Raw genomic sequence first — 19,628 nt, forward strand, 5'->3', positions numbered from 1 at the left:
GATCTCCTCTGTCCGTGGTACGGGTCGGAGTGGACGGCGGTGGTCACTCCCGTCGGTCCGACCGCCCATACCTGACGAGCGAGGTCTGGGTGGCGACAAGCCGATCCGATCACTCAATTGGCGTTAGTGAATCTAGTTTCGAGCAAGGTAGGCCCTTGTAACGTTTTGGTAACGGGGCCAGTCTTTATTGGTGTGAGTCGCTGTATATCGGTGCCTTTCCTCGGCGGCCGTGCTGCTGCGAGTCGGTTCAGCAGGCTGCGGCGGGTCGGCACGATTGGGCAGCCCTCGCCCCGGCCGACGGCGCAGGACGGGGGTTGGCGGAGCCGGCGAAACGACGTACGGTGACACCCAACGAACCCACGGGAGCCCGGTGTACCGGGCTGAGAGGGGGGCTGTGAGCCCCCGACCGTCGAACCTGATCCGGGTAATGCCGGCGCAGGGAGGAGTGTTGCCGTGCCGTCCCTCGGACGACTGCATCTCATCACCGACACCCGACCCGGGCGGGATCCGCTCGCCGTGCTTGATGCCGTGCTGCCGGTGGCCCATGCCGAACTGGTGGTGCAGGTCCGGGTCGAGGACAGCGCGACCGACCGGCAGGCGTACGAGCTGACCCGGCAGGTGCTCGCCCGCTGTGCGCCGTACGAGGTGCCGTGCCTGGTCAACGACCGACTGCACGTGGCGCTGGCCACCGGTGCCGCAGGTGGTCACGTCGGTGCCGACGACCTGCCCGTGGCAGCGGCCCGGCAGGTGCTCGGCCCAACGGCCGTGCTCGGTGCCACCGCGCGGCAACCGGCAACCGCGCTCGCGGCGGTCACTGACGGGGCGAGCTACCTGGGCGTCGGGCCGTGCCGCGCCACCGCCACCAAGGACGGGCTGCCACCGCCGATAGGTGTGGCAGGTGTCCGGGCGGTGGTCGAGGCGGTCGAGGTGCCGGTGATCGCCATCGGTGGGGTGACGGCGGCGGACGTGCCCGAGTTGCGGGCCGCCGGCGCGTACGGGGTGGCGGTGATCGGTGCGCTCTCCGGGGCCACCGATCCCGCCCGCGCCGCCGCCGACCTGGTTCGGGCGCTGACATGGTGACCGGCGATCCCGCCACCACCGACCTGACCCGGCACCGGCCGGATGTGGCGGTCGTGGGGGGCGGCCCGATCGGCTGGGCGGTGGCCTGGCGGTGCGCCAGCCGTGGCATGCGGGTGGTGGTGCACGATCCGGCGCCCGGGTCCGGTGCCTCGCACGTGGCCGCCGGAATGCTGGCGCCGGTCGCCGAGGCGTACTTCGGCGAGCGGGAGCTGACCGGCCTGTTGACCGAGTCGGCCGACCGCTGGCCCGGGTTCGCCGCCGCACTCACCGAGGCGACCGGCGCCGACATCGGCTACCGGACCGAGGGCACCCTGGTGGTCGGGCTCACCGCGGACGACCTTGCCGAGGCGCGCCGGCTCTGGGCGTACCAGCAGGGGCTGGGGTTGCCGGTGACCCCGCTGCGCCCGTCCCAGCTACGCGAGCGCGAGCCGGCGTTGGCGCCCCGGGTGCGCGGCGGCGCGCTCGCCGCCACCGACCACCAGGTCGATCCGCGCCGGCTGGTGCCGGCGCTGCGGCTGGCGGCGCAGCGGGCCGGAGCGGTGCTGGTCGCCGAGCCGGTACGCCGGCTGTCCGACATCACGGCCGGCGTGACAGTGGTCGCCGCCGGCTGCGGCGTCGCGGCCCTGACCGGCCTGCCGGTCCGTCCGGTGAAGGGGCAGGTGCTGCGACTGCGCGCGCCCGATGGCGGCCCGCCGGGCTTCCGGCACGTGATCCGGGGGTACGCCGACGGCGAGCACGTCTACCTGGTGCCGCGGGACAGCGGCGAGGTGGTCGTCGGCGCGACCGTCGAGGAGCGCTCCGACCTGGACATCTCCGCCGGAGCGGTGCTGCGGCTGCTGCGGGCCGCCGTCGACCTGCTGCCGGAGATCGCCGAGTACGACCTGGTGGAGACGTTGGCGGGGTTGCGCCCAGGCACGCCGGACAACGCCCCGATCCTGGGGCCGTTGCCGGGGCACCCGGACGTGCTCGTCGCCGCTGGTCACCACCGACACGGGATAGTCCTCACGCCGGTCACCGCAGACCTGATCACCGAACTGATCATCGGAGGTGGCAGCGCCGACCCGCTGCTCGCTCCCTTCCGGCCGGACCGGTTCGCCGACCTGTCGGACGTGGTGGGCGCGGTTGCCGCCGGCAGCACCTTCCAGCCAGCGACGGAGGGATGACTCGTGGAACTGACGGTGAACGGTGCCGGTCGCAGCCTGCCGGACGGGTTGACGGTGGCCGACCTGGTCCGCGACGTCACCGGCCAGCAGCGTGGCGTGGCGGTGGCGGTAAACGGTGAGGTGGTACCGCGTACCGGCTGGCCGGCGACGGTGCTGCGCGGCGGTGACCGGGTCGAGGTGCTCAGCGCCGCCCAGGGCGGGTGAGTCGGATGGCGAACGAGTCGACCGGCTTCGAGCTGGGCGGGGTGCGGTTCAACTCCCGGCTGATCCTCGGTACCGGTGGCGCGGCCAACCTGCACGTGCTGGAGCAGGCGATCCGGGCGTCCGGCACCGAGCTGGTCACCCTGGCGCTGCGTCGGGTGGAGACGGTGCCGAGCGGCCCCGGCGGTCTGCTGGACCTGCTCGACAGGTGTGGCGTGCGGCTGCTGCCCAACACCGCCGGCTGCTACACGGCGGGCGAGGCGGTGAAGGTGGCCCGGCTGGCCCGGGACGCGTTCGAGACCGACTGGATCAAGCTGGAGGTGATCGGCGACGAGCGCACGTTGCTGCCCGACGGGGTGGAACTGCTGCGCGCCGCCGAGGAACTTGTCGACGACGGGTTCACCGTGCTGCCGTACACCTCCGACGACCCGGTGCTGGCGCGGCGGCTGGCCGACGTCGGTTGCGCCGCGGTGATGCCGGCCGGCGCGCCGATCGGCTCCGGCCTGGGGATCAACAACCCGCACCACATCCGGCTCATCCGGCAGGACGTCGGCGTGCCGGTGATCCTGGACGCCGGTATCGGCACCGCCTCCGACGCGGCGCTCGCCATGGAGCTGGGCTGCGACGCGGTGCTGCTGGCCAGCGCGGTGACCCGGGCGGCGGACCCGGTGGCGATGGCCACCGCGATGCGGTACGCGATCACCGCCGGCCGCCTCGCCCACGCCGCCGGTCGCATCCCCCGCCGCTTCCACGCCCTCGCCTCCACCCAAGACGAAGGCCGCCCCCACCTGTGACCGCACAAACAGATCTCGTGGATCCTGGCCCGGGAGCGCCCCTCCAGGGGCCGGTTCGTACCAAGATCCAGGTGCCCTCGGGGGTGGTGCTGCTGACGGATCGGCGGGTGGCGCGGGGTGGGCTGGTTCGGGTGGTGGCGGCGGCCGTGGCCGGGGGAGTGCGCTGGGTGGTGCTGCGGGAGAAGGATCTGCCGCGCGTCGAGCGCCTCGCCCTCGCCGCCGAGCTGCGGTCGATCCTGACCGAGGCCGGCGGAACCCTCATCGTCGCCGGCCCCGACCCACTGATCGACCACGGCGATCCCGACCGCGCTGCGCTCGGCGCCACCGGAACCAGCCGGTCGCCGGTCGCGCTGCACCTGTCGGCGGCCGGCCCCTATCCGCCGCCCGCCGCCGACCTGGTCGGTCGCTCCTGCCATGACGCGTCGGAACTGCGCCGCCTCACCACCGAGGACTACGTCACCCTCTCACCGGTCTTTCCCACCCGGACCAAGCCCGGCTACGGCCCGCCCCTGCGCCCCGAAGGCCTGGCCGAGCTGATCCGGCTGAGCCCGGTGCCCGTGCTGTCCCTCGGCGGCATCGAGACGCCCGCCCAGGCACGCGCCTGTGCCGTCGCCGGCGCCACCGGCGTCGCAGTCCTCGGCGCCGTCATGCGCGCCGACGACCCGACCGCCGCAGCCAGCACGCTGACCCGAGCCTTCGCACAGGCCACCAGAACCGAGGCGACCACTCCGGAGCCCGCAAGCCGGCAATTCCCGACCGGACGGACCACGACGGGTCCGCAGCCGACCGTCTACCAGGCCCAGACGACCTTGAATCCCCCAAGCCGGCACGTTCCGGCGGGACCGACCACGACGGGTCCGCGGCCGACCGTGCCCACGCAGGGATCAAGCCTGACCGCCCGGAGTGGGCACGGTCGGCCGCAGCCCCCAACCGCAACCACGGAACCCCAGACCAACAACCAAGAGGAAGTGCCGTGACCCCCACGACCGTGCTCACCGTCGCCGGTTCCGACTCCGGTGGCGGTGCCGGCATCCAGGCCGACCTGAAGGTCTTCGCCGCGCTCGGCGCGTACGGCACGAGCGTGCTCACGGCGGTCACCGCGCAGAACACCAGGGGTGTGGACGCGGTGCTGCCGCTGCCCCCGCAACTGGTCACCGACCAGCTCGACAGTGTGCTGTCGGACTTCGCGGTGCGGGCGGTCAAGACCGGGATGCTGGGCACCCCGGCGGTGGCGGCCGCGATCGCCGACGCGGCGGCGGCGGGTCGGCTGCCGCAACTGGTCGTCGACCCGGTGCTGGTGGCCACCAGCGGGCATCAGCTCGGCGTGGTGGAGGCGGTGGAGCGGTTGCTGCCGTACGCCCGGGTGGCGACCCCGAACAGCGCGGAGGCCGCCGCCCTCACCGGGGCGGCCGTGACCGACGTGGCGGAGATGACCACCGCGGCGCGGGCTCTGGCGGCCGGTGGACCGGAGTGGGTGATCGTCACCGGCGGCGACGTGGACGCCGGCGACGAGGCGGTGGACGTGCTGCACGGCCCGGAGGGGACGACCGTGCTGCGTGCCCCGCGGGTGCCGACCCGGCACACCCACGGCACCGGTTGCTCGTTCTCGGCGGCCGTGACGGTGCGGCTGGCGTTCGGCGATCCGGTGCCGGCGGCGGTCGGCGCCGCGAAGGAGTACGTGACCCGTGCGCTGACCGGCGCGCGGGACTGGGAGCTGGGAGCGGGACGCGGACCGATGGACCACTTCGGCTGGTCCGCCTGATCAGGGAGGCTTTCATGCAGGCACGTCGCAAGGTGTACGTCGAGGGATCCCGACCGGACATCCGGGTGCCGTTCGCGGAGGTGGAGCTGACCGGGGACAACCCACCGGTACGGCTCTACGACACCTCCGGCCCGGGCTCCGATCCGGAGGTGGGGCTGGCGCCGTTGCGTGGACCGTGGATCGCGGAGCGGGCCGACGTGGCGCCGGTACGCGGTGCCGGGACGCCGCTGGCCGGCTCGGACGGCAAGCGGCCGACGCAACTCGCGTACGCGCGGGCCGGTGTCGTCACGCCGGAGATGGAGTTCGTGGCGATCCGGGAGGGGATGGCGCCGGAGTTCGTCCGGGACGAGATCGCGGCGGGACGGGCCGTGCTGCCGCTCAACGTCAACCACCCGGAGTGCGAGCCGGCGATCATCGGCAAGGCGTTCCTGGTCAAGGTCAACGCGAACATCGGCACCTCGGCGGTGACCTCGTCGGTGGCCGAGGAGGTGGAGAAGCTGACCTGGGCCACCCGGTGGGGTGCGGACACCGTGATGGACCTGTCCACCGGCAAGCGGATCCACGAGACGCGCGAGGCGATCGTGCGCAACTCACCGGTGCCGATCGGCACGGTACCGATCTACCAGGCGCTGGAGAAGGTCGGCGGCGATCCGGTGAAGCTGAGCTGGGAGGTGTTCCGGGACACCGTCGTCGAGCAGGCTGAGCAGGGCGTGGACTACATGACGGTGCACGCCGGGGTGCTGCTGCCGTACGTGCCGTTGGCGGTGGACCGGGTCACCGGCATCGTGTCCCGGGGCGGTTCCATCATGGCCGCCTGGTGCCTGGCGCATCACGAGGAGAACTTCCTCTACACCAACTTCCGGGAGCTGTGCGAGATCCTGGCCCGTTACGACGTGACATTCTCCCTGGGCGACGGTCTGCGGCCCGGTTCGATCGCGGACGCCAACGACGAGGCGCAGTTCGCTGAGCTGCGTACGCTCGGCGAGCTGACGAAGATCGCCTGGGAGTACGACGTGCAGGTGATGATCGAGGGGCCCGGGCACGTGCCGATGCACAAGATCAAGGAGAACGTCGACCTCCAGCAGGAGTGGTGCCACGAGGCGCCGTTCTACACGCTCGGCCCGCTGACCACGGACATCGCGCCCGCGTACGACCACATCACCTCGGCCATCGGGGCCGCGATGATCGGTATGTTCGGCACCGCCATGCTCTGTTACGTCACGCCGAAGGAGCACCTCGGACTGCCGGATCGGGACGACGTGAAGGCCGGCGTGATCGCGTACAAGATCGCGGCGCACGCGGCCGACCTGGCGAAGGGCCATCCGGGGGCACAGGCGTGGGACGACGCGTTGTCCAAGGCGAGGTTCGAGTTCCGCTGGGCCGACCAGTTCAACCTATCGCTGGACCCGGAGACCGCGCGGTCCTACCACGACGCGACGCTGCCCGCCGAGCCGGCGAAGACCGCGCACTTCTGCTCGATGTGCGGGCCGAAATTCTGCTCGATGAAGATCACCCAGGATCTCAAGGAGTACGCCGCCCGCGGCATGCAGGACAAATCCGACGAGTTCGTCGCCTCCGGTGGGAAGGTCTACCTGCCGCTGGCCTGATCGCTCCGGGCCGGAGGACGAGGATGTCTTGAGCGCCCTCATGTCTGGGTGACATGATCATGTCACCCAGACATGAGGTCCCACACTCGCCGCTCCACCCTCAGCGCTTGTGGTGCCGCCCGGTCGATCGCAGGGAGCGGCGGGGCTCCTTCGGCGGCGTCGGTTCGTCGTCGTCGAGTGGCCGGCTGAGCCCGGCGACCCAGTCCACGTACTCCTCGTCCTGGGCCGCCAGCGGCTCGTCCTGATCGGTCGCCGCACCCTCTCCGGAGCGGGACCTGCCCCGCCGGAACAGCCCGCGTCGGCCCTTCTCCGGCTCGCCGTCCGGCTGGACGTCCTCGGCCCGTACGGCAGGTGGTTTCGTGAAGGCGGCCGACAGGTCCCGGGCGGCGGCGGACGTCTCGATGGAGACTTCCGGGTTCTCCGGGAGAGTCGCCGCGATGCCGGGCGCGGCCGGCCCGTCGGATTCGGCCGTCGCTCGCCCGAGATCGGGCAACGAGAACTGCCGTGGCCGAGGTGTCGCCTCGGGTGACTCCGCCCCCACCGCTTCGGCTTCGGCACCACCCGCCGGTGCCGGCTGGTGGACTGGGTCGCCGGGCTCAGCCGGCCACTCGACAGGTGTGTCCTGCGCCGCCACTGTCCCGGTCGACGGGACAGCGTCCAGGGCCGGGACAGTGGCCGGAGCCGGAGCCGGAGCCGGGGCCGGAGCCGGAGCCGGGGCCGGAGCCGGGGCCGGAGCCGGGGCGGGCCGGGGCGGGAGCCGGGGCCGGGGCCGGGGCGGGAGCCGGGGCCGGGGCGGGAGCCGGGGCCGGGGCGGGAGCCGGGGCCGGGGCGGGAGCCGGGGCCGGGGCGGGAGCCGGGGCCGGGGCAGGAGCTGCGGCTGCGGCTGGGGTGCGGGGCGTGCGGGTGCGTCGGGGCGTCGGGGTCTTGCCGACGGGAACCGCCGACGTCTCCGTCTCCACAGTGGTGGGTGTCGTCCGGGGAAGGTCGCTGCCGTCACCCACCGGCGCCGGATCGGTCGCCCCGGGCTTGCCGTCGGCCTGGCCGACAGCACCGGAGCGTTCGCTGTCGTCTGAGCGTGTCTCGTCCCGAGGGCGCTCGCTGTCCTCGACCGGTGCGTCGATCGTCGGTGCGGCTGCCTGCGGTGCGGCTGCCTGCGGTGCGGCTGCCTGCGGTGCGGCTGCCTGTGGTGCGGTGACGGCGGCGGCCTCGGTGCGGGCACCCGCAGTGCTGGCGGTCGGCGTGGTCGTCACGGCGGACGGGTCGGTGTGCGCGATCGGCCAGTGCCAGTGCGGCGGTGAGCCGTCAGCGGCGGCCGAGGCGTCAGCGGTGGCCGGGGCGTCAGCGGTGGCCGGGGCGTCAGCGCCAGCCGGGGTGCCTGCCGACGAGGGGATCGCGGGGGTCGCGGGCAGCGGCTGGAGGATGGCGGTCGGCTCGATGGCGGTCCTGCTGGCGGGGGCGGCGGCTCGCTGGGTGAGCCAGCCGGTGGCCGTCCAGGGCAGCAGGGCAGCGGCGGCCGACCCGAGCGCGCCGACCACCACAGCGATGAGCGCCGCGTAGTAGGGGGTGAGCTGGTACCGATCGCCCGGGTCACCGGGGCCGGCGGCCAGGTAGGCGAACGCCACCAGCACCGGTCCGGCGACCCCGCTGGGTCCGCTGACAAGCGGTGGATGCCCACGCCACCGGGCCACCGCCGCAGTCGTCGCGCCGGCCAGCAAGGTCACCATCGGCAGGAGCAGCAGGGCCAGTTGCTGCGCGGTGCCGGCGGCGAGCCAGGCCGGTTCCAGCACGCCGAGGCGTACCGGGGTCAGTGGTCCGGTCGCCCCCAGCGACGGCAGCACCGAGAGCAACGCGAGCAGCCATACCACCGCGGCGACAGCCGCCATGTTCCAGGCCAACGGCGGCCGGACCAGCACGGCCAGCGCGGCACCGGCACCGACCACCGCGCCGAGACCGGCGCAGATGGCCACGGCCCAGACCGGATCGACCGAGATGAGTTCGGCGCTGCGGGCCGGCTGCATGCACAGCGGTGCCACGACCGTGGCACCCAGCGCGGCGCTGCCCGCGACGGCCAGTTGCCGGGCAGTGCCGGTGAGCTGCCCACCGGGCCGGGCCAGCCGTTCGGTGAGCACGGCACCGATGACGGCGGCGTTCGTGGCGAACCAGCCGGCCCAGACGAGCTGTGCCGGCCACTGGTTGATGCTCGCGCCGGTGAAGGTGCCGGTGAGCCGGACGATCCCGAAGCCGAAGGCGAGGCCGAGCTGACCGGCACCGGCCAGCAGGCTCACGCCGAAGGCGGTGAACAGTAGTCGGCTCGATGTCCGATGGGCCATGACCGGCACGTTACGGTCCGTTTCCACCAATCGCCACCGGCACGCCGTGGACGGACGTATGACCTGCTCGCGGCGGGTCTACTTGAGCTCGACCAGCCGGGCCAGGTATGTCGTGTCGCCGACGTTCGTGAGCATGTGCACCGCACCCGGATCGCGGTAGACCACCCCACCTGTCGGTTCGTCGGCGTCGATCCGTACGCCGTCGACGGTCTGTATGAGGTTCTTCGCGCCCTGAACGGCCACCACGAGGTAGGGGTGGTCGTGCCGGTGCAGCGGCTGGCGTTCACCGGGCTCCAACCGGATGTGCCAGACCCGGACCCGGTCGTTCTCGAAGACGATCTCCTGCCCCACCGGGCCGAGCGCCTGTGCGGGGTCGAGCGTGGAGACCTCGGGTGGCGTCTCGGTCATCGGGTTCCGTCCAGTCGGGGGAGCACCTCGGCGGCGATCAGCTCCAGGTGGTCCAGGTCGGTGAGATCGATCAGGCGGAGGTGCACCCGGGTGGCACCGATCGCCGCGAACTCGCCGATCCGGTCGACAAGTTGCTGTGGTGAGCCGACCACCGGGTCCTCGGGCGGCAGGGCGCTCTTGACGTGCAGCGGCGCCGCTCGCCGCCGGGCCTCGCTGTCGGTACGGCCGATCGCCACCACGATCCCGGCCGAGAGGGTCAACGGCTTGCGCCCGGTGCCGGGTCGGTCGACCCGGTGACATGCCTCCTGCACCCGCTCGTACGCCTCGCGTGCCTGCTCGACGCTTGTGAACGGGACGTTGAACTCGTCGGCGTACCGGGCGGCGAGTTCCGGGGTGCGCTTCGGGCCCCGCCCACCGACGATCACCGGTGGGCCCGGCGTCTGCACCGGTCGGGGCAGGGCCGGACAGTCGGTGAGCCGGTAGTGGTCACCGTCGTAGCTGAAGGTCCCGCCGGACGGGGTGCGCCACAGTCCGGTGATCACTTCGAGCTGCTCGGCGAGGCGGTCGAAGCGTTCGCTGGTGCTGGGGAACGGGATGCCGTACGAGACGTGCTCCCGGGCGTACCAGCCGGCGCCGATGCCCAGCTCGACCCGGCCGCCGCTCATCTGGTCGACCTGGGCCACCATCACCGCCAGCGGGCCGGGCAGCCGGAAGGTCGCCGAGGTGACAAGCGTGCCCAACCGGATCCGGCTGGTCTCCCGGGCGAGCGCCGCCAGGGTCAGCCAGGCGTCGGTCGGCCCGGGTGGGGCGGGTTCGTCGCCCATGGCCTGGTAGTGGTCGGCCCGGAGGAAGGCGTCGAAGCCGCCCTGTTCGGCGAGCCGGGCGAAGCGGAGCTGGTCGTCGTAGGTGGCGCCCCGGTGCGGCTCGGTGAAGACGGCAACCCGCACGCTCATCGCGCCACCTCGCTGCGCTCGGCGCCGCGATGAGGCACCACCGCACTGAGCCGAATGATTCGCTCGCTGCGCTCGCTCATCGTCCCTCCGTAACGGCTGCCGCCGGCTGGTCACGTTCCATAAGCAGTTCGTGCAGGTCGGCACTGACCCGGGCGACGTCCGCCAGGTGCGCGTTGCGACCCAGGGTGCGCGGGCGGGGAATCGTCACCTCGACGACCTTGCGGACGCGGCCGGGGCGGGGGCTGAGCACCACCACCCGGTCGGCGAGCAGCACCGCCTCGTCGATGGAGTGGGTGACGAAGACGACAGTCGCGCCGTTGCGCATGTGCACCCGCTGGAGTTCGCCGGCGAGTTCCTCGCGGGTGAGCGCGTCGAGCGCGGAGAAGGGTTCGTCCATCAGCATCACCCGGGGGTCGCCGATCAGCGACCGGCACAGCGAGACCCGCTGCTGCATGCCACCGGACAGCTCGTGTGGCAGCCGCTTCTCGAAGCCGGACAACCCGGCCACGTCGAGCAGGTCCCGGGCCCGCTCGCGGTGCTGAGCCCGCTTCCAGCCGAAGATCTCCACCGGCAGCAGGACGTTGTCCAGGACGGTGCGCCAGGGAAGCAGGGCCGGCCGCTGGAACAGCATGGCGATGTCCCGGCGCGGTCCGGTGACCGGCTTGCCGGCGACGGTGACCTCGCCGGAGGTGACCGGAATCAGGCCGGAGATCAGCCGCAGCAGGGTGGACTTGCCGCACCCGGAGCGGCCGAGAACCGCGACGAACTCACCCTCGGCGACGTCGAGGTCGATGCCCCGCAACGCCTCGACCCGGCCGGCGCGGCCGTCGAAGGTGCGGGACACCTCGGAGAGTCGGATCATCGCCGACGGGCCTCCCCTGAGTGGAAAGTCAGGAACTGGCAAAGGCTATCGGCCTCGGCCCGGTATCGCACCGTCCGGGGTGGACATCACTTTGTTTCCGTTCCGCAACCCGGTAAGCCTGGCGTCGCAACTGTGTGGTTCTCGTACGCTGTGCCCGCGAGAGTCCCCTCGATACGCGGTGTCGGCTTCCATCCGGCTGCCGGTGCCGCCTCCGACAACTCCCTCCCGGCGGCCCGACGCCCCGGTTGGAAAGGACAAGGTGCACTGATGAGAAGGCTGACCCGCACGGTCGCCGCGGCCACGATGGCCACCGCCCTCGCCATGGTCTCCGCGTGCAGCAGCGGATCGGACGACGCCGACGACAACGGCGTGGGTTCGTCGTTGGAGCAGGTGACCTACCTCACGTCGTTCGGCAACTTCGGCCGCGACGCCTACGCCTGGGTGGCCAAGGAGAAGGGCTACTTCAAGGACGCCGGCTTCGAGGTCGAGATCAAGCCCGGGCAGGGCACCGGCTCGATCATCCAGACGGTCGTCGGCGGCCAGGCACAGTTCGGTCCGATCGACCTGACCGGCGGTCTGCTCCAGTTCGGCAATGGCGAGGCCCAGGACTTCGTGGCGGTGGCCGCCATCCAGCAGCGCACCATGGCCGCCATCGCCACCGTCGAGGGCACGGGTATCAACACGCCCAAGGACCTGGAGGGCAAGACTCTCGCCGACACCCCCGGCTCGGTGGTCCGCAACCTCTTCCCGACGTACGCGCGGCTGGCCGGCATCGACTACACCAAGGTGAAGTGGGTCAACGGCGAGGCGCAGACGCTGATGGGCACGCTGGCCTCCGGATCGGTGGACGGCATCGGCCAGTTCGTGGTCGGCCAGCCGACCATCGAGGCGGTGACCAAGAAGAAGGCCGTGCTGCTGCCGTACAGCAACGTGATGCAGGACCTCTACGGCAACGTGCTGATCACCTCGAAGCAGTACGCCAGCGAGAAGCCGGAGCAGGTCAAGCGGTTCAGCGAGGCGCTGCTCAAGGGCCTGGAGTACGCCCTGGCGAACCCGCAGGAGGCGGCCGAGATCCTGGCCAAGAACGCCGAGGCGGTCGTGCCCGCCGCTGCCGCCGCCGAGTTGCAGCTGATGGCCGGGTACGTCCGCTCCAGCAACTCCGGCACCGCGCTGGGCACGCTGGACAGCGGCCGGGTCGCCAAGAGCATCGCGATCCTGCGCGGCGCCGGCGCCCTGAAGTCGGATCTCACCCCCGACCAGATCATCGACTTCAACCTGGCACCGAAGGCCTGAGGTCGCCCGGTATCACCGCACGGAGTACGCCGCACCGCATCGGCGGTGCGGCGTACTCCGCTCCCCGTTCACGAATGCGCCGAACCGCAGGAGGATCCGATGACCGACGTCCGACCACGGGAGCCGGAGGCGACGCTCGCACCCGAGCAGTCCCCGGCCGCACCGGGTGGCCGCCGGTGGCGAGCGGGTGACCTGCGCTCGGGTACGACGGCGACGGTGCTACCGGCCGCCGGGCTGCTCGTCGCGCTCGGCCTCTGGTGGCTGGTGGCCCGGCTGGAGCTGATCCACCCGGCTGCCCTGCCGCCGCCCGGCGACGTGTTCGCGGCATTCTCCGACCGACCGGCCCGGCTGCTGGAGCACACCGTCGCCACCACCGGCGAGATCCTGATCGGCTTCGCACTCTCCGCGGTGGCCGGGGTGCTGATCGGCCTGGCGCTGGCCGCCTCCCGGACGGTCGAGCGGATGTTCACCCCGCTGCTGGTAGCGGTCAACGCGGTCCCGAAGATCACCCTGGGCCCGCTGCTGGTGGTGGCGCTCGGTTGGGGTCAGAAGCCGATCCTCACCATGGTCTTCCTGCTCTGCTTCTTCCCGATCGTGCTGTCCACCGCCACCGGCCTGACCACCACCCCCGCCGAACTGGCCGAGCTGGTGCGGTCCTGGAACGCCTCCCGTTGGCAGGCGTTCCGAAAGGTCCGCTTCCCGGCCGCGCTTCCGCAGATCTTCGTGGGCCTGAAGGTCGCCATGCCACTGGCCGCGATCGGTGCCGTGATCGGCGAGTTCCAGGCCGGCGAGGGCGGCCTCGGCTACGTGATCCAGCAGTACGCCGGCATCGGCGACACCGCCACCGCGTGGGCCGCGATCATCCTCGTCGCCCTGGTCAGCATCCTGCTCTACGCCGCGCTTGTCGTCATCGAGCGGCGCAGCCTGCCCTGGCTGCGGGAAACCACGTCCAGCCGCTGAGCCGGCCGGGCCGGCTCAGCCCGCCAGGCGCCACCTGCCGTTGCGGGCGATCAGGGTCGTCAGCGCCTGCGGCATGAGTCCGGAGTGGTTGTCGGGGGTCATCCGGATCGGGCCGGACAGGCCGTCCATCTGGGACGTCTCCAGCACGTCGCGGAGGCGGTTGCGGTCGACCTCACCGACCGGTCCGCCGGCCCGTAGCTCCGCGTCGGCGATCAGCTGGATCGCGTCAGCGGCGAACGAGGCGGAGCCGTGGTACCCACCGAAGCGGGCCGTGTAGTCCTGGAACCACTGACGGCGGGCGGCCTTCGCGGGGGTGGTCGCGATCACGTCGTCGATCACCATCGTCTGGGTGAAGACCAGGGTGGCCCGTTCCGCCGACCTGGCGGCTGGCCCGAGGAAGAGGTCGCCCGCGGCCGAGGCGTCCAGGAACAGGGCGCCTGTGTAGTTGGCCCGCTTGACCGCGCTGGAGGCGAGCATCGCCTGCTCCGGCGGGGTCCAGATGACCAGAGCGTCGGGGTCGGCCGAGGCCAGTCGCCCGGCCTGCCCGTCCAGTTCCGTGTCGGTGCCACGGACGGTCGCCTCGGCCAGCACCTGGATGCCGACCTTGCTGAACTCGCGGCGCAGGGCGGTGGCACCCTCCTGGCCGTACGCGTCGTCGCTGCGCAGGAGACCGACTGTGTCGATGTTGCGGCGCCGCAGCTCGACGGTGAGCGCCCCGGCGTTGTCGTCGGCGTTGGGGGCCAGTTTGAACATGTAGCGGCGTTCCGCGACCGGGTTCACCACAGCGCCGGCTGCGGCGAGTGCGACGGTCGGGATCTGCTTCTCATTGACCGTGCGCACCGCGCCGACAGCGCATTCGTTGCAGCCGCCCATGATGATGGCGGTGACTCTCTTATCGTTGCTGAAGTCGACGATGTTCCGTAGCGACTCACTGGCGTCGGATCGGTTGTCCTTCAACAATAGTTCGACGGTACGGCCGTTGAGCGCGCCGGAGGCGTTCAACTGATCGCGCTTCAGTTCCAGGGCCTGCCGATATGCCTTGCCGACCCCGGCCGCGGCCCCGGAGAGTTCCAGGTCGGCGGCGATCACGATCGGGCTCGTGTCCTGCTCGTCCCCACCGATCTGACAGCCGACGAGGGTGGTGGCGAGCACTGTCGACACGAGCGCCGTGGCGGTCGCGGAGCGGAAGGGGGTCAACTCTGTCCTCCTGATGCGGCACGGGCGGGGCCCGGTCACCGGCGGCGCGTCCGTCCTCTGTGGATAATGAGACGGCGCTGCCGTACCGTGTGCGCGAAGCCTGCAAAACCTTGCCAATGCCGGGCGCTGCGGTCAAGCGGGCCAGCGATGACGTTTCGGGACGCCGATCCCACATGTTGGTGTAACCAAATGTTTTCAAATGCTCACTGTGGCGACACGTATGGCCACTCTGGAGTTACATGCCCTGTTCAGGGGCGCTGTGGAAATGTAGGTATTAGTTGACCGGATCACGGGTTGCGTGCCGTCCGACCGTTTCCTGCCCTCCTGCGGCTTCCCAAACACGATCTCGTCTGATGAAATCGCGGCCGTGCCGCGCGTGGCGCCGGCCGTTGCCCGGCGCACGGGTCGGCGGTTCTGGCGGGAAGAAAACGACGGAGGCGATGTCGTGAGCACCGGACCGACGACCCTGCCCGCCAGCGGTGACGCCGCGCCGAAAAACGGCGGTCGGCTGCCCCGGCTGCGCGACGCCCGGATCCGGTCCAAGCTGGCGCTGATCCTGGTCGTGCCGGTGGCGGCGGTCATCGCGCTGGCCACGGTACGCCTGGTCTCCGTCGGTGAGGGTGCCTACGACGCGAGCCAGTCCCGCGCTCTCACGGCTCTGTCCATCGACGTCTCCGCGCTGACGAACGAGTTGCACGCCGAGCGGATGGCGGCGGCGGCCTTCCTCGCCGCACCGCAGCAGCGGGCCGACGCGTACAACCTGCGGGTCCGGGAGACCCAGCAGCGGATCGACGAGTACCGCGCGGAGCGAGCCAGGATCGACGACGCGCCGGCCGCGATCCGGGACCGGCTCGCGGCCATCGACGCACACCTGGACACCCTCGACGGCACCCGGCAGGAGGTGCTCGCCCGCCAGCAGATGGAGGTAGCCGAGGCGGCGTTGCGCTACGGCGTGGTCCTCAACGACCTGGTCGCCTACGGCGACGGGCTGGCCCAGCTGCCCGGCGACGAGGAACTCGGCGACACCCGCCGGGCGGTCGCCGCCTTCGCCCGGGCGAAGGCGGCAGTGGCCGAGGAGGAGGCGGTCGCCTTCACCGCACTCAGCGCCGGCCGACTGGACAACGAGCAGTTCTCCTCCTTCGTGGCCACCCTCACCGGGCAGCAGGAGGCGCTCGTGGCCTTCTCGCTCGCCGCCGACCCGGCGCAGCGGGCGCTTGTCGAGAGCACCGTTTCCGGTGACGCGGTGGTGCTTGCCGACCGGGTCGCCACCGATCTCAGCCGGTCGGTCAACCAGCGCGCGCCGTTCACCGCGCAGGAGGCCTCGGCAGCGATCGGCGCGGTCAACGAGCTGATGCGGTGGGCCGAGATCGAGTTGCAGAGCCAGCTGCTCGACCAGGCCGAGCAGGCCCGTTCGGACGTCATCCAGCAGGCCGTCGTCGAGACGACGCTGGTGCTGCTCACGCTGATCATCGCGGTGACCCTGGCCGTGGTGCTGGCCCGCTCGTTGAACCACTCCCTGCGCCGGCTGCGGGAGGGCGCGCTCTCCGTGGCGAACCACGACCTGCCGGAGGCGGTGCGGCGGCTACAGGGGATGGGCAACGTCAGTGACGGCAGCGTCGACGAGATCGTCCGCGAGGTACGCGACCCGATCCAGCTCAACAACCGCGACGAGGTGGGGCAGGTCGCACTGGCCTTCAACGTCGTGCACCGGGAGGCGGTCCGGGTCGCGGCCGAACAGGCGGCCCTGCGGACAAGCGTCTCGGCGATGTTCCTGAACCTGGCCCGGCGCAGTCAGACCCTGGTCGACCGCATGATCGGCGAGCTGGACGCGATCGAGCGCGGCGAGGAGGACCCGAAGCGGCTCGCGCAGCTCTTCGAACTCGACCACCTCGCCACCCGGATGCGCCGCAACGACGAGAACCTGCTCGTGCTGGCCGGAGCGGACTCGGCCGTGCCGCGCCGCGACGACGCCCTGCTGGTGGACGTGCTGCGGGCCGCGCAGTCCGAGGTCGAGCTCTACAACCGGATCGAGTTCGGCACCGTCGACACCGACGTGTCGGTGGCCGCCCACGCGGTGAACGACGTGGTACGGCTGGTGGCCGAACTGCTCGACAACGCCACCCGCTTCTCGCCGCCCAACACCACTGTTGTCGCCGACGGGCGGCGAATCCGGGACTACGTGCTCATCCAGATCGAGGACCGGGGTCTCGGCCTCACCGACGAGCAGTTGGACTCGCTCAACCGGCGGCTGTCCGCGCCGTCCACTGTTGACGTCGCGGCGTTCCGCCTGATGGGTCTGGCGGTGGTCAGCCGCCTGGCGGCCCGCTACGGCATCCGGGTCGAGCTGCGCCGCAACGTCGAAGGCGGCACCGTCGCCCAGGTCACCCTGCCCGCCGCCACCGTGGTGCTGCCCAGCCTGCGCGGTCGCGACCAGGCGATCACCCGGCCCCGGCAGCCGCTCGCGGTCGAGCAGCCCCCACTCGCGTCGGTGGGCCTCGGCGATCCGGCCGGGGGCACGGGTCGCGGCAGCACCGCCACCCTTGTCGACAGGTGGCACAACGGCACTCCCGCCGGCCCGACCTGGCCGGAAACGGGGGCCGCTCCGGCGGACCCGCCGCCGGCCCGTACGCCGCCGCCCGCCTTCAGCGGATTCAACGCGGGTACGCCGACTGTCGCGCAACCCACCCTGGACCCGCTGCCGAGCCGGGGTGCCGGCGACCACAGCCAGGCCGCCGCGCCCGGGCTGCCGGTGGGACCGGTCGCGGGTGCGGGGGTGGCCGCACCTACGGGATTCGCGCCGACCGCCGGCCAGCAACCCGGCGGTACCGGTTTCGACGGCTCCGGGTTCCGTGGGCTGGGCGCCAGCCTGGCCGCCACCGCTCCACCCCCGACGCGGCCGATCACCGCCCCACCGGAGCGGACCTCCGACTCGCCCATCTTCCGGGAGATGGAGGCGGTCTGGTTCCGGTCGCACGGCAACGACGTCACCACGATCTTCAGCCGGCCCCAGTTCGACGAGCCGGCCCCGCAGCCGGCTGCCGGACCACCGGCGCCCCCGGTCGAGCCGACCAGGGGACGGAGTCCGTTGCCGACCCGTACGCCGGGTGCGGCCGCCGCCGCGACACCCGCGCCGGCACCGACGCGGACGCCGGGTACGGCCGCCGCCGCGCCGCCAGCGCCGCCACCGTCGTACACTGCCTCGTCCGCCAGCACGACCGGTCCGGCGCCGAGCGCGCCGCCGACCTCGCCCACGCCGCCACCACCGTCCGCGCCACCGCAGTCCGCCCGGCCCGAAGCGGGTCAAACGGAGGACGACGCCTGGCGGACGGCGGCCGACGAGGGCTGGTCACGGGCCAGTCGGGCGGCCGAGCCCACCCCCGCCGGTACCACCCGGTCGGGGCTGCCGAAGCGGGTGCCCCAGGCACAGCTCGTGCCGGGTGGCATCGAGCCACGCGGCGGGCGTGAGCACGGCCGCCGGACCCCCGACGAAGTACGCGGTCTGCTGTCGGCCTACCACCGAGGCGTCCAGCGTGGTCGGACGGCCGGAGCGAGTCAGAACAGCACCTCGACCAAGGAGACGAGCCGATGAACAGGCCAGCGGCCATACAGGACATGGGTTGGCTGCTCAGCAACTTCGCCGACAGCGTGGCAGGCATCGCCCACGTGGTGGCGGTGTCCGCGGACGGGCTGTTGCTCGCCTCCTCCCGGGACCTGCCGACCGACCGGGCGGACCAGCTCGCCGCGATCACCTCCGGTGTGGTGAGCCTGACCGAGGGCGCCGCGCGGATGTTCAGCGCCGGCGGGGTGTTGCAGACAGTGATCGAAATGGACAGTGGCTACCTGTTCCTGATGTCCATCAGTGACGGGTCGTCGATGGCGGTGCTCGCGGCGCGCAGCTGCGACGTCGGCCAGGTGGGCTACGAGATGGCGCTGCTCGTGGAACGGGTCGGTGCGGCGCTGGTACCGCTGCCCCGGGACGCGGTGCGGTCGTAACGGGTGCACCAGACCGGCGGAAGGCAGAGGAGGTGATCGCGGATGGATCGGCAACGTGACCCACGGGGTGCGTTGGTCCGGCCGTACGCGGTCACCCGGGGCCGGACCGAGCCGTTGCAGGACATCGCCCTGGAAGCGGTGTTGGTGGCCAGTCCCACGCAGATCGCCGAGTCACGTTTCGCCGGGCACGACAAGCATCGCATCGCCATGGTCTGCGAGGGCCGGCCCGAGTCGCTGGCGGAGATCGCCGCGTACACCCGGTTACCGCTGGGTGTCGCCCGGGTGCTGGTCGCCGACATGGTGGCCGAGGGCCTGTTGACGCTACAGACGGCCGCTCCCGCCACAGGTTACGAGGAGCGGATGGAAATGCTGGGAAGGGTGCTGAGTGGACTTCGCGAGCTATGACCCCGCCGGGGCCCGCCAGAGCCGGGGAATCATCTCCGCGAAGATCGTCGTCGCGGGTGGCTTCGGTGTCGGTAAGACCACGCTTGTCGGTGCGATCTCCGAGATCACACCGCTGACCACCGAGGCGGTGATGACCTCGGCCGGAGTCGGCATCGACGACCCGTCCAAGGTGCCGGGCAAGGAGACCACCACGGTCGCCATGGACTTCGGCCGGATCACCATGGCGCAGGATCTGATCCTGTACCTCTTCGGCACGCCTGGGCAGACCCGGTTCTGGTTCATGTGGGACGAGATCATCCGTGGTGCGGTAGGTGCCGCGGTACTTGTGGACACGCGCCGCATCACCGACGCGTTCGCCCCGCTCGACTACTTCGAGAACCGCAACCTGCCGTACGTCGTCGCGCTCAACCGGTTCGACGGCGCGCCTCAGTACGAGCTGGACGAGGTGCGCGAGGCGTTGGCCATCTCGCCGGACGTGCCGTTGGTGATGACCGACGCCCGGCAGCGGGAGTCGGTCAAGAGCGTTCTGGTGACGGTCGTCGAGCACGCCATGGCGCGACTCCAGGCCGAGCACGACCGAGGCTTCCCGACCCCGGTCGGATAGGCCCTGGGTTCGCGGC

The 19,628-nt window shown here is 71.9% G+C and carries 18 protein-coding genes, 1 pseudogene and 1 riboswitch; of the genes and pseudogenes, 13 read left to right on the forward strand and 6 right to left on the reverse strand.

The genetic code is table 11. The features are described 5' to 3' along the window. The first annotated feature begins 349 nt into the window (after window positions 1-349). Window positions 350-459: riboswitch (TPP riboswitch) on the forward strand. From thiE to thiC, 7 genes and pseudogenes are all read left to right on the forward strand, one after another. Beyond that, window positions 454-1,080 carry a thiamine phosphate synthase gene (gene thiE / locus CLT74_RS25600; protein WP_099849627.1) on the forward strand — a complete coding sequence of 209 codons (627 nt, stop codon included), beginning with the start codon at window positions 454-456 and terminating at the stop codon, window positions 1,078-1,080. (Overlaps the previous riboswitch by 6 nt.) Beyond that, window positions 1,074-2,243, forward strand: a complete 1,170-nt coding sequence (gene thiO / locus CLT74_RS25605; RefSeq protein WP_099849629.1) for a glycine oxidase ThiO — start codon at window positions 1,074-1,076, stop codon at window positions 2,241-2,243. The genes thiE and thiO overlap by 7 nt, the downstream gene beginning before the upstream one ends. A gap of 3 nt (window positions 2,244-2,246) precedes the next feature. Further along, window positions 2,247-2,447 carry a sulfur carrier protein ThiS gene (thiS, locus tag CLT74_RS25610; RefSeq protein WP_099849631.1) on the forward strand — a complete coding sequence of 67 codons (201 nt, stop codon included), beginning with the start codon at window positions 2,247-2,249 and terminating at the stop codon, window positions 2,445-2,447. 5 nt (window positions 2,448-2,452) lie between these two features. Next, window positions 2,453-3,238, forward strand: coding sequence for a thiazole synthase (locus tag CLT74_RS25615; protein ID WP_099852907.1), 786 nt, complete (start codon window positions 2,453-2,455; stop codon window positions 3,236-3,238). Between the two features lie 65 nt (window positions 3,239-3,303). After that, a pseudogene (locus CLT74_RS25620) lies at window positions 3,304-3,936 on the forward strand (thiamine phosphate synthase); the annotation flags it as partial. 275 nt (window positions 3,937-4,211) lie between these two features. Next, entirely contained in the window at window positions 4,212-5,000 is a 789-nt protein-coding gene (gene thiD / locus CLT74_RS25625; RefSeq protein ID WP_099849633.1) for a bifunctional hydroxymethylpyrimidine kinase/phosphomethylpyrimidine kinase, read from the forward strand. Window positions 5,001-5,014: 14 nt separating this feature from the next. Next, window positions 5,015-6,607, forward strand: coding sequence for a phosphomethylpyrimidine synthase ThiC (gene thiC, locus CLT74_RS25630; protein ID WP_099849635.1), 1,593 nt, complete (start codon window positions 5,015-5,017; stop codon window positions 6,605-6,607). 100 nt (window positions 6,608-6,707) lie between these two features. On the opposite strand, the gene CLT74_RS30545 is transcribed toward thiC, so the two are convergent. From CLT74_RS30545 to CLT74_RS25650, 5 genes are all read right to left on the reverse strand, one after another. Continuing rightward, window positions 6,708-7,148, reverse strand: a complete 441-nt coding sequence (locus CLT74_RS30545; RefSeq protein ID WP_158240292.1) for a hypothetical protein — start codon at window positions 7,146-7,148, stop codon at window positions 6,708-6,710. A 55-nt stretch (window positions 7,149-7,203) separates the two neighbouring features. Then, window positions 7,204-8,937, reverse strand: coding sequence for a hypothetical protein (locus CLT74_RS30550; RefSeq protein WP_158240293.1), 1,734 nt, complete (start codon window positions 8,935-8,937; stop codon window positions 7,204-7,206). A 78-nt stretch (window positions 8,938-9,015) separates the two neighbouring features. Beyond that, window positions 9,016-9,345, reverse strand: a complete 330-nt coding sequence (locus CLT74_RS25640) for a cupin domain-containing protein (RefSeq protein ID WP_099849637.1) — start codon at window positions 9,343-9,345, stop codon at window positions 9,016-9,018. Then, complete coding sequence (locus CLT74_RS25645) at window positions 9,342-10,292, reverse strand: LLM class F420-dependent oxidoreductase (protein WP_099852914.1); 951 nt, start codon at window positions 10,290-10,292, stop codon at window positions 9,342-9,344. Before CLT74_RS25645 ends, CLT74_RS25640 begins: the two co-directional genes overlap by 4 nt. An 82-nt stretch (window positions 10,293-10,374) precedes the next feature. Then, window positions 10,375-11,160, reverse strand: a complete 786-nt coding sequence (locus CLT74_RS25650) for an ABC transporter ATP-binding protein (RefSeq protein WP_099849639.1) — start codon at window positions 11,158-11,160, stop codon at window positions 10,375-10,377. A gap of 267 nt (window positions 11,161-11,427) precedes the next feature. Here CLT74_RS25650 and CLT74_RS25655 point away from each other — a divergent pair, with 267 nt between their 5' ends. Both CLT74_RS25655 and CLT74_RS25660 read left to right on the forward strand, forming a co-directional pair. Further along, the gene (locus CLT74_RS25655) at window positions 11,428-12,453 is read left to right on the forward strand and encodes an ABC transporter substrate-binding protein (RefSeq protein ID WP_099849641.1); all 1,026 of its coding nucleotides are present in this window, start codon (window positions 11,428-11,430) and stop codon (window positions 12,451-12,453) included. Window positions 12,454-12,552: 99 nt separating this feature from the next. Beyond that, window positions 12,553-13,413, forward strand: coding sequence for an ABC transporter permease (locus CLT74_RS25660; protein ID WP_099849643.1), 861 nt, complete (start codon window positions 12,553-12,555; stop codon window positions 13,411-13,413). A 15-nt stretch (window positions 13,414-13,428) separates the two neighbouring features. Here CLT74_RS25660 and CLT74_RS25665 read toward each other — a convergent pair whose 3' ends face one another. Continuing rightward, complete coding sequence (locus CLT74_RS25665) at window positions 13,429-14,610, reverse strand: ABC transporter substrate-binding protein (protein WP_099849645.1); 1,182 nt, start codon at window positions 14,608-14,610, stop codon at window positions 13,429-13,431. A 445-nt stretch (window positions 14,611-15,055) separates the two neighbouring features. Between CLT74_RS25665 and CLT74_RS25670 the strand changes: the two genes are divergently transcribed. From CLT74_RS25670 to CLT74_RS25685, 4 genes are read left to right on the forward strand one after another with little or no spacing between them, the layout of a single operon-like run. Then, window positions 15,056-18,199, forward strand: coding sequence for a sensor histidine kinase (locus tag CLT74_RS25670; protein ID WP_099849647.1), 3,144 nt, complete (start codon window positions 15,056-15,058; stop codon window positions 18,197-18,199). After that, a complete protein-coding gene (locus CLT74_RS25675) occupies window positions 18,196-18,603 on the forward strand; it encodes a roadblock/LC7 domain-containing protein (RefSeq protein ID WP_099849649.1) in 408 nt (135 codons plus the stop codon). The genes CLT74_RS25670 and CLT74_RS25675 overlap by 4 nt, the downstream gene beginning before the upstream one ends. A 42-nt stretch (window positions 18,604-18,645) precedes the next feature. Further along, window positions 18,646-19,008, forward strand: a complete 363-nt coding sequence (locus tag CLT74_RS25680; RefSeq protein WP_099849651.1) for a DUF742 domain-containing protein — start codon at window positions 18,646-18,648, stop codon at window positions 19,006-19,008. After that, entirely contained in the window at window positions 18,989-19,612 is a 624-nt protein-coding gene (locus tag CLT74_RS25685) for a GTP-binding protein (RefSeq protein WP_099849653.1), read from the forward strand. The genes CLT74_RS25680 and CLT74_RS25685 overlap by 20 nt, the downstream gene beginning before the upstream one ends. The last annotated feature ends 16 nt before the right edge of the window (window positions 19,613-19,628 follow it).

It is taken from the genome of Verrucosispora sp. CNZ293 (assembly GCF_002754655.1).

What these genes read in the sequence shown, in the direction of transcription:
- CLT74_RS25675 (WP_099849649.1), top strand. Translation starts at nt 18,196, where the DNA reads ATGAACAGGCCAGCGGCCATACAGGACATGGGTTGGCTGCTCAGCAAC.
- CLT74_RS25655 (WP_099849641.1), top strand. Translation starts at nt 11,428, where the DNA reads ATGAGAAGGCTGACCCGCACGGTCGCCGCGGCCACGATGGCCACCGCC.
- CLT74_RS25615 (WP_099852907.1), top strand. Translation starts at nt 2,453, where the DNA reads ATGGCGAACGAGTCGACCGGCTTCGAGCTGGGCGGGGTGCGGTTCAAC.
- CLT74_RS25660 (WP_099849643.1), top strand. Translation starts at nt 12,553, where the DNA reads ATGACCGACGTCCGACCACGGGAGCCGGAGGCGACGCTCGCACCCGAG.
- CLT74_RS25680 (WP_099849651.1), top strand. Translation starts at nt 18,646, where the DNA reads ATGGATCGGCAACGTGACCCACGGGGTGCGTTGGTCCGGCCGTACGCG.
- CLT74_RS25640 (WP_099849637.1), bottom strand. Translation starts at nt 9,345, where the DNA reads ATGACCGAGACGCCACCCGAGGTCTCCACGCTCGACCCCGCACAGGCG.
- CLT74_RS30550 (WP_158240293.1), bottom strand. Translation starts at nt 8,937, where the DNA reads ATGGCCCATCGGACATCGAGCCGACTACTGTTCACCGCCTTCGGCGTG.
- CLT74_RS25650 (WP_099849639.1), bottom strand. Translation starts at nt 11,160, where the DNA reads ATGATCCGACTCTCCGAGGTGTCCCGCACCTTCGACGGCCGCGCCGGC.
- thiC (WP_099849635.1), top strand. Translation starts at nt 5,015, where the DNA reads ATGCAGGCACGTCGCAAGGTGTACGTCGAGGGATCCCGACCGGACATC.
- thiO (WP_099849629.1), top strand. Translation starts at nt 1,074, where the DNA reads ATGGTGACCGGCGATCCCGCCACCACCGACCTGACCCGGCACCGGCCG.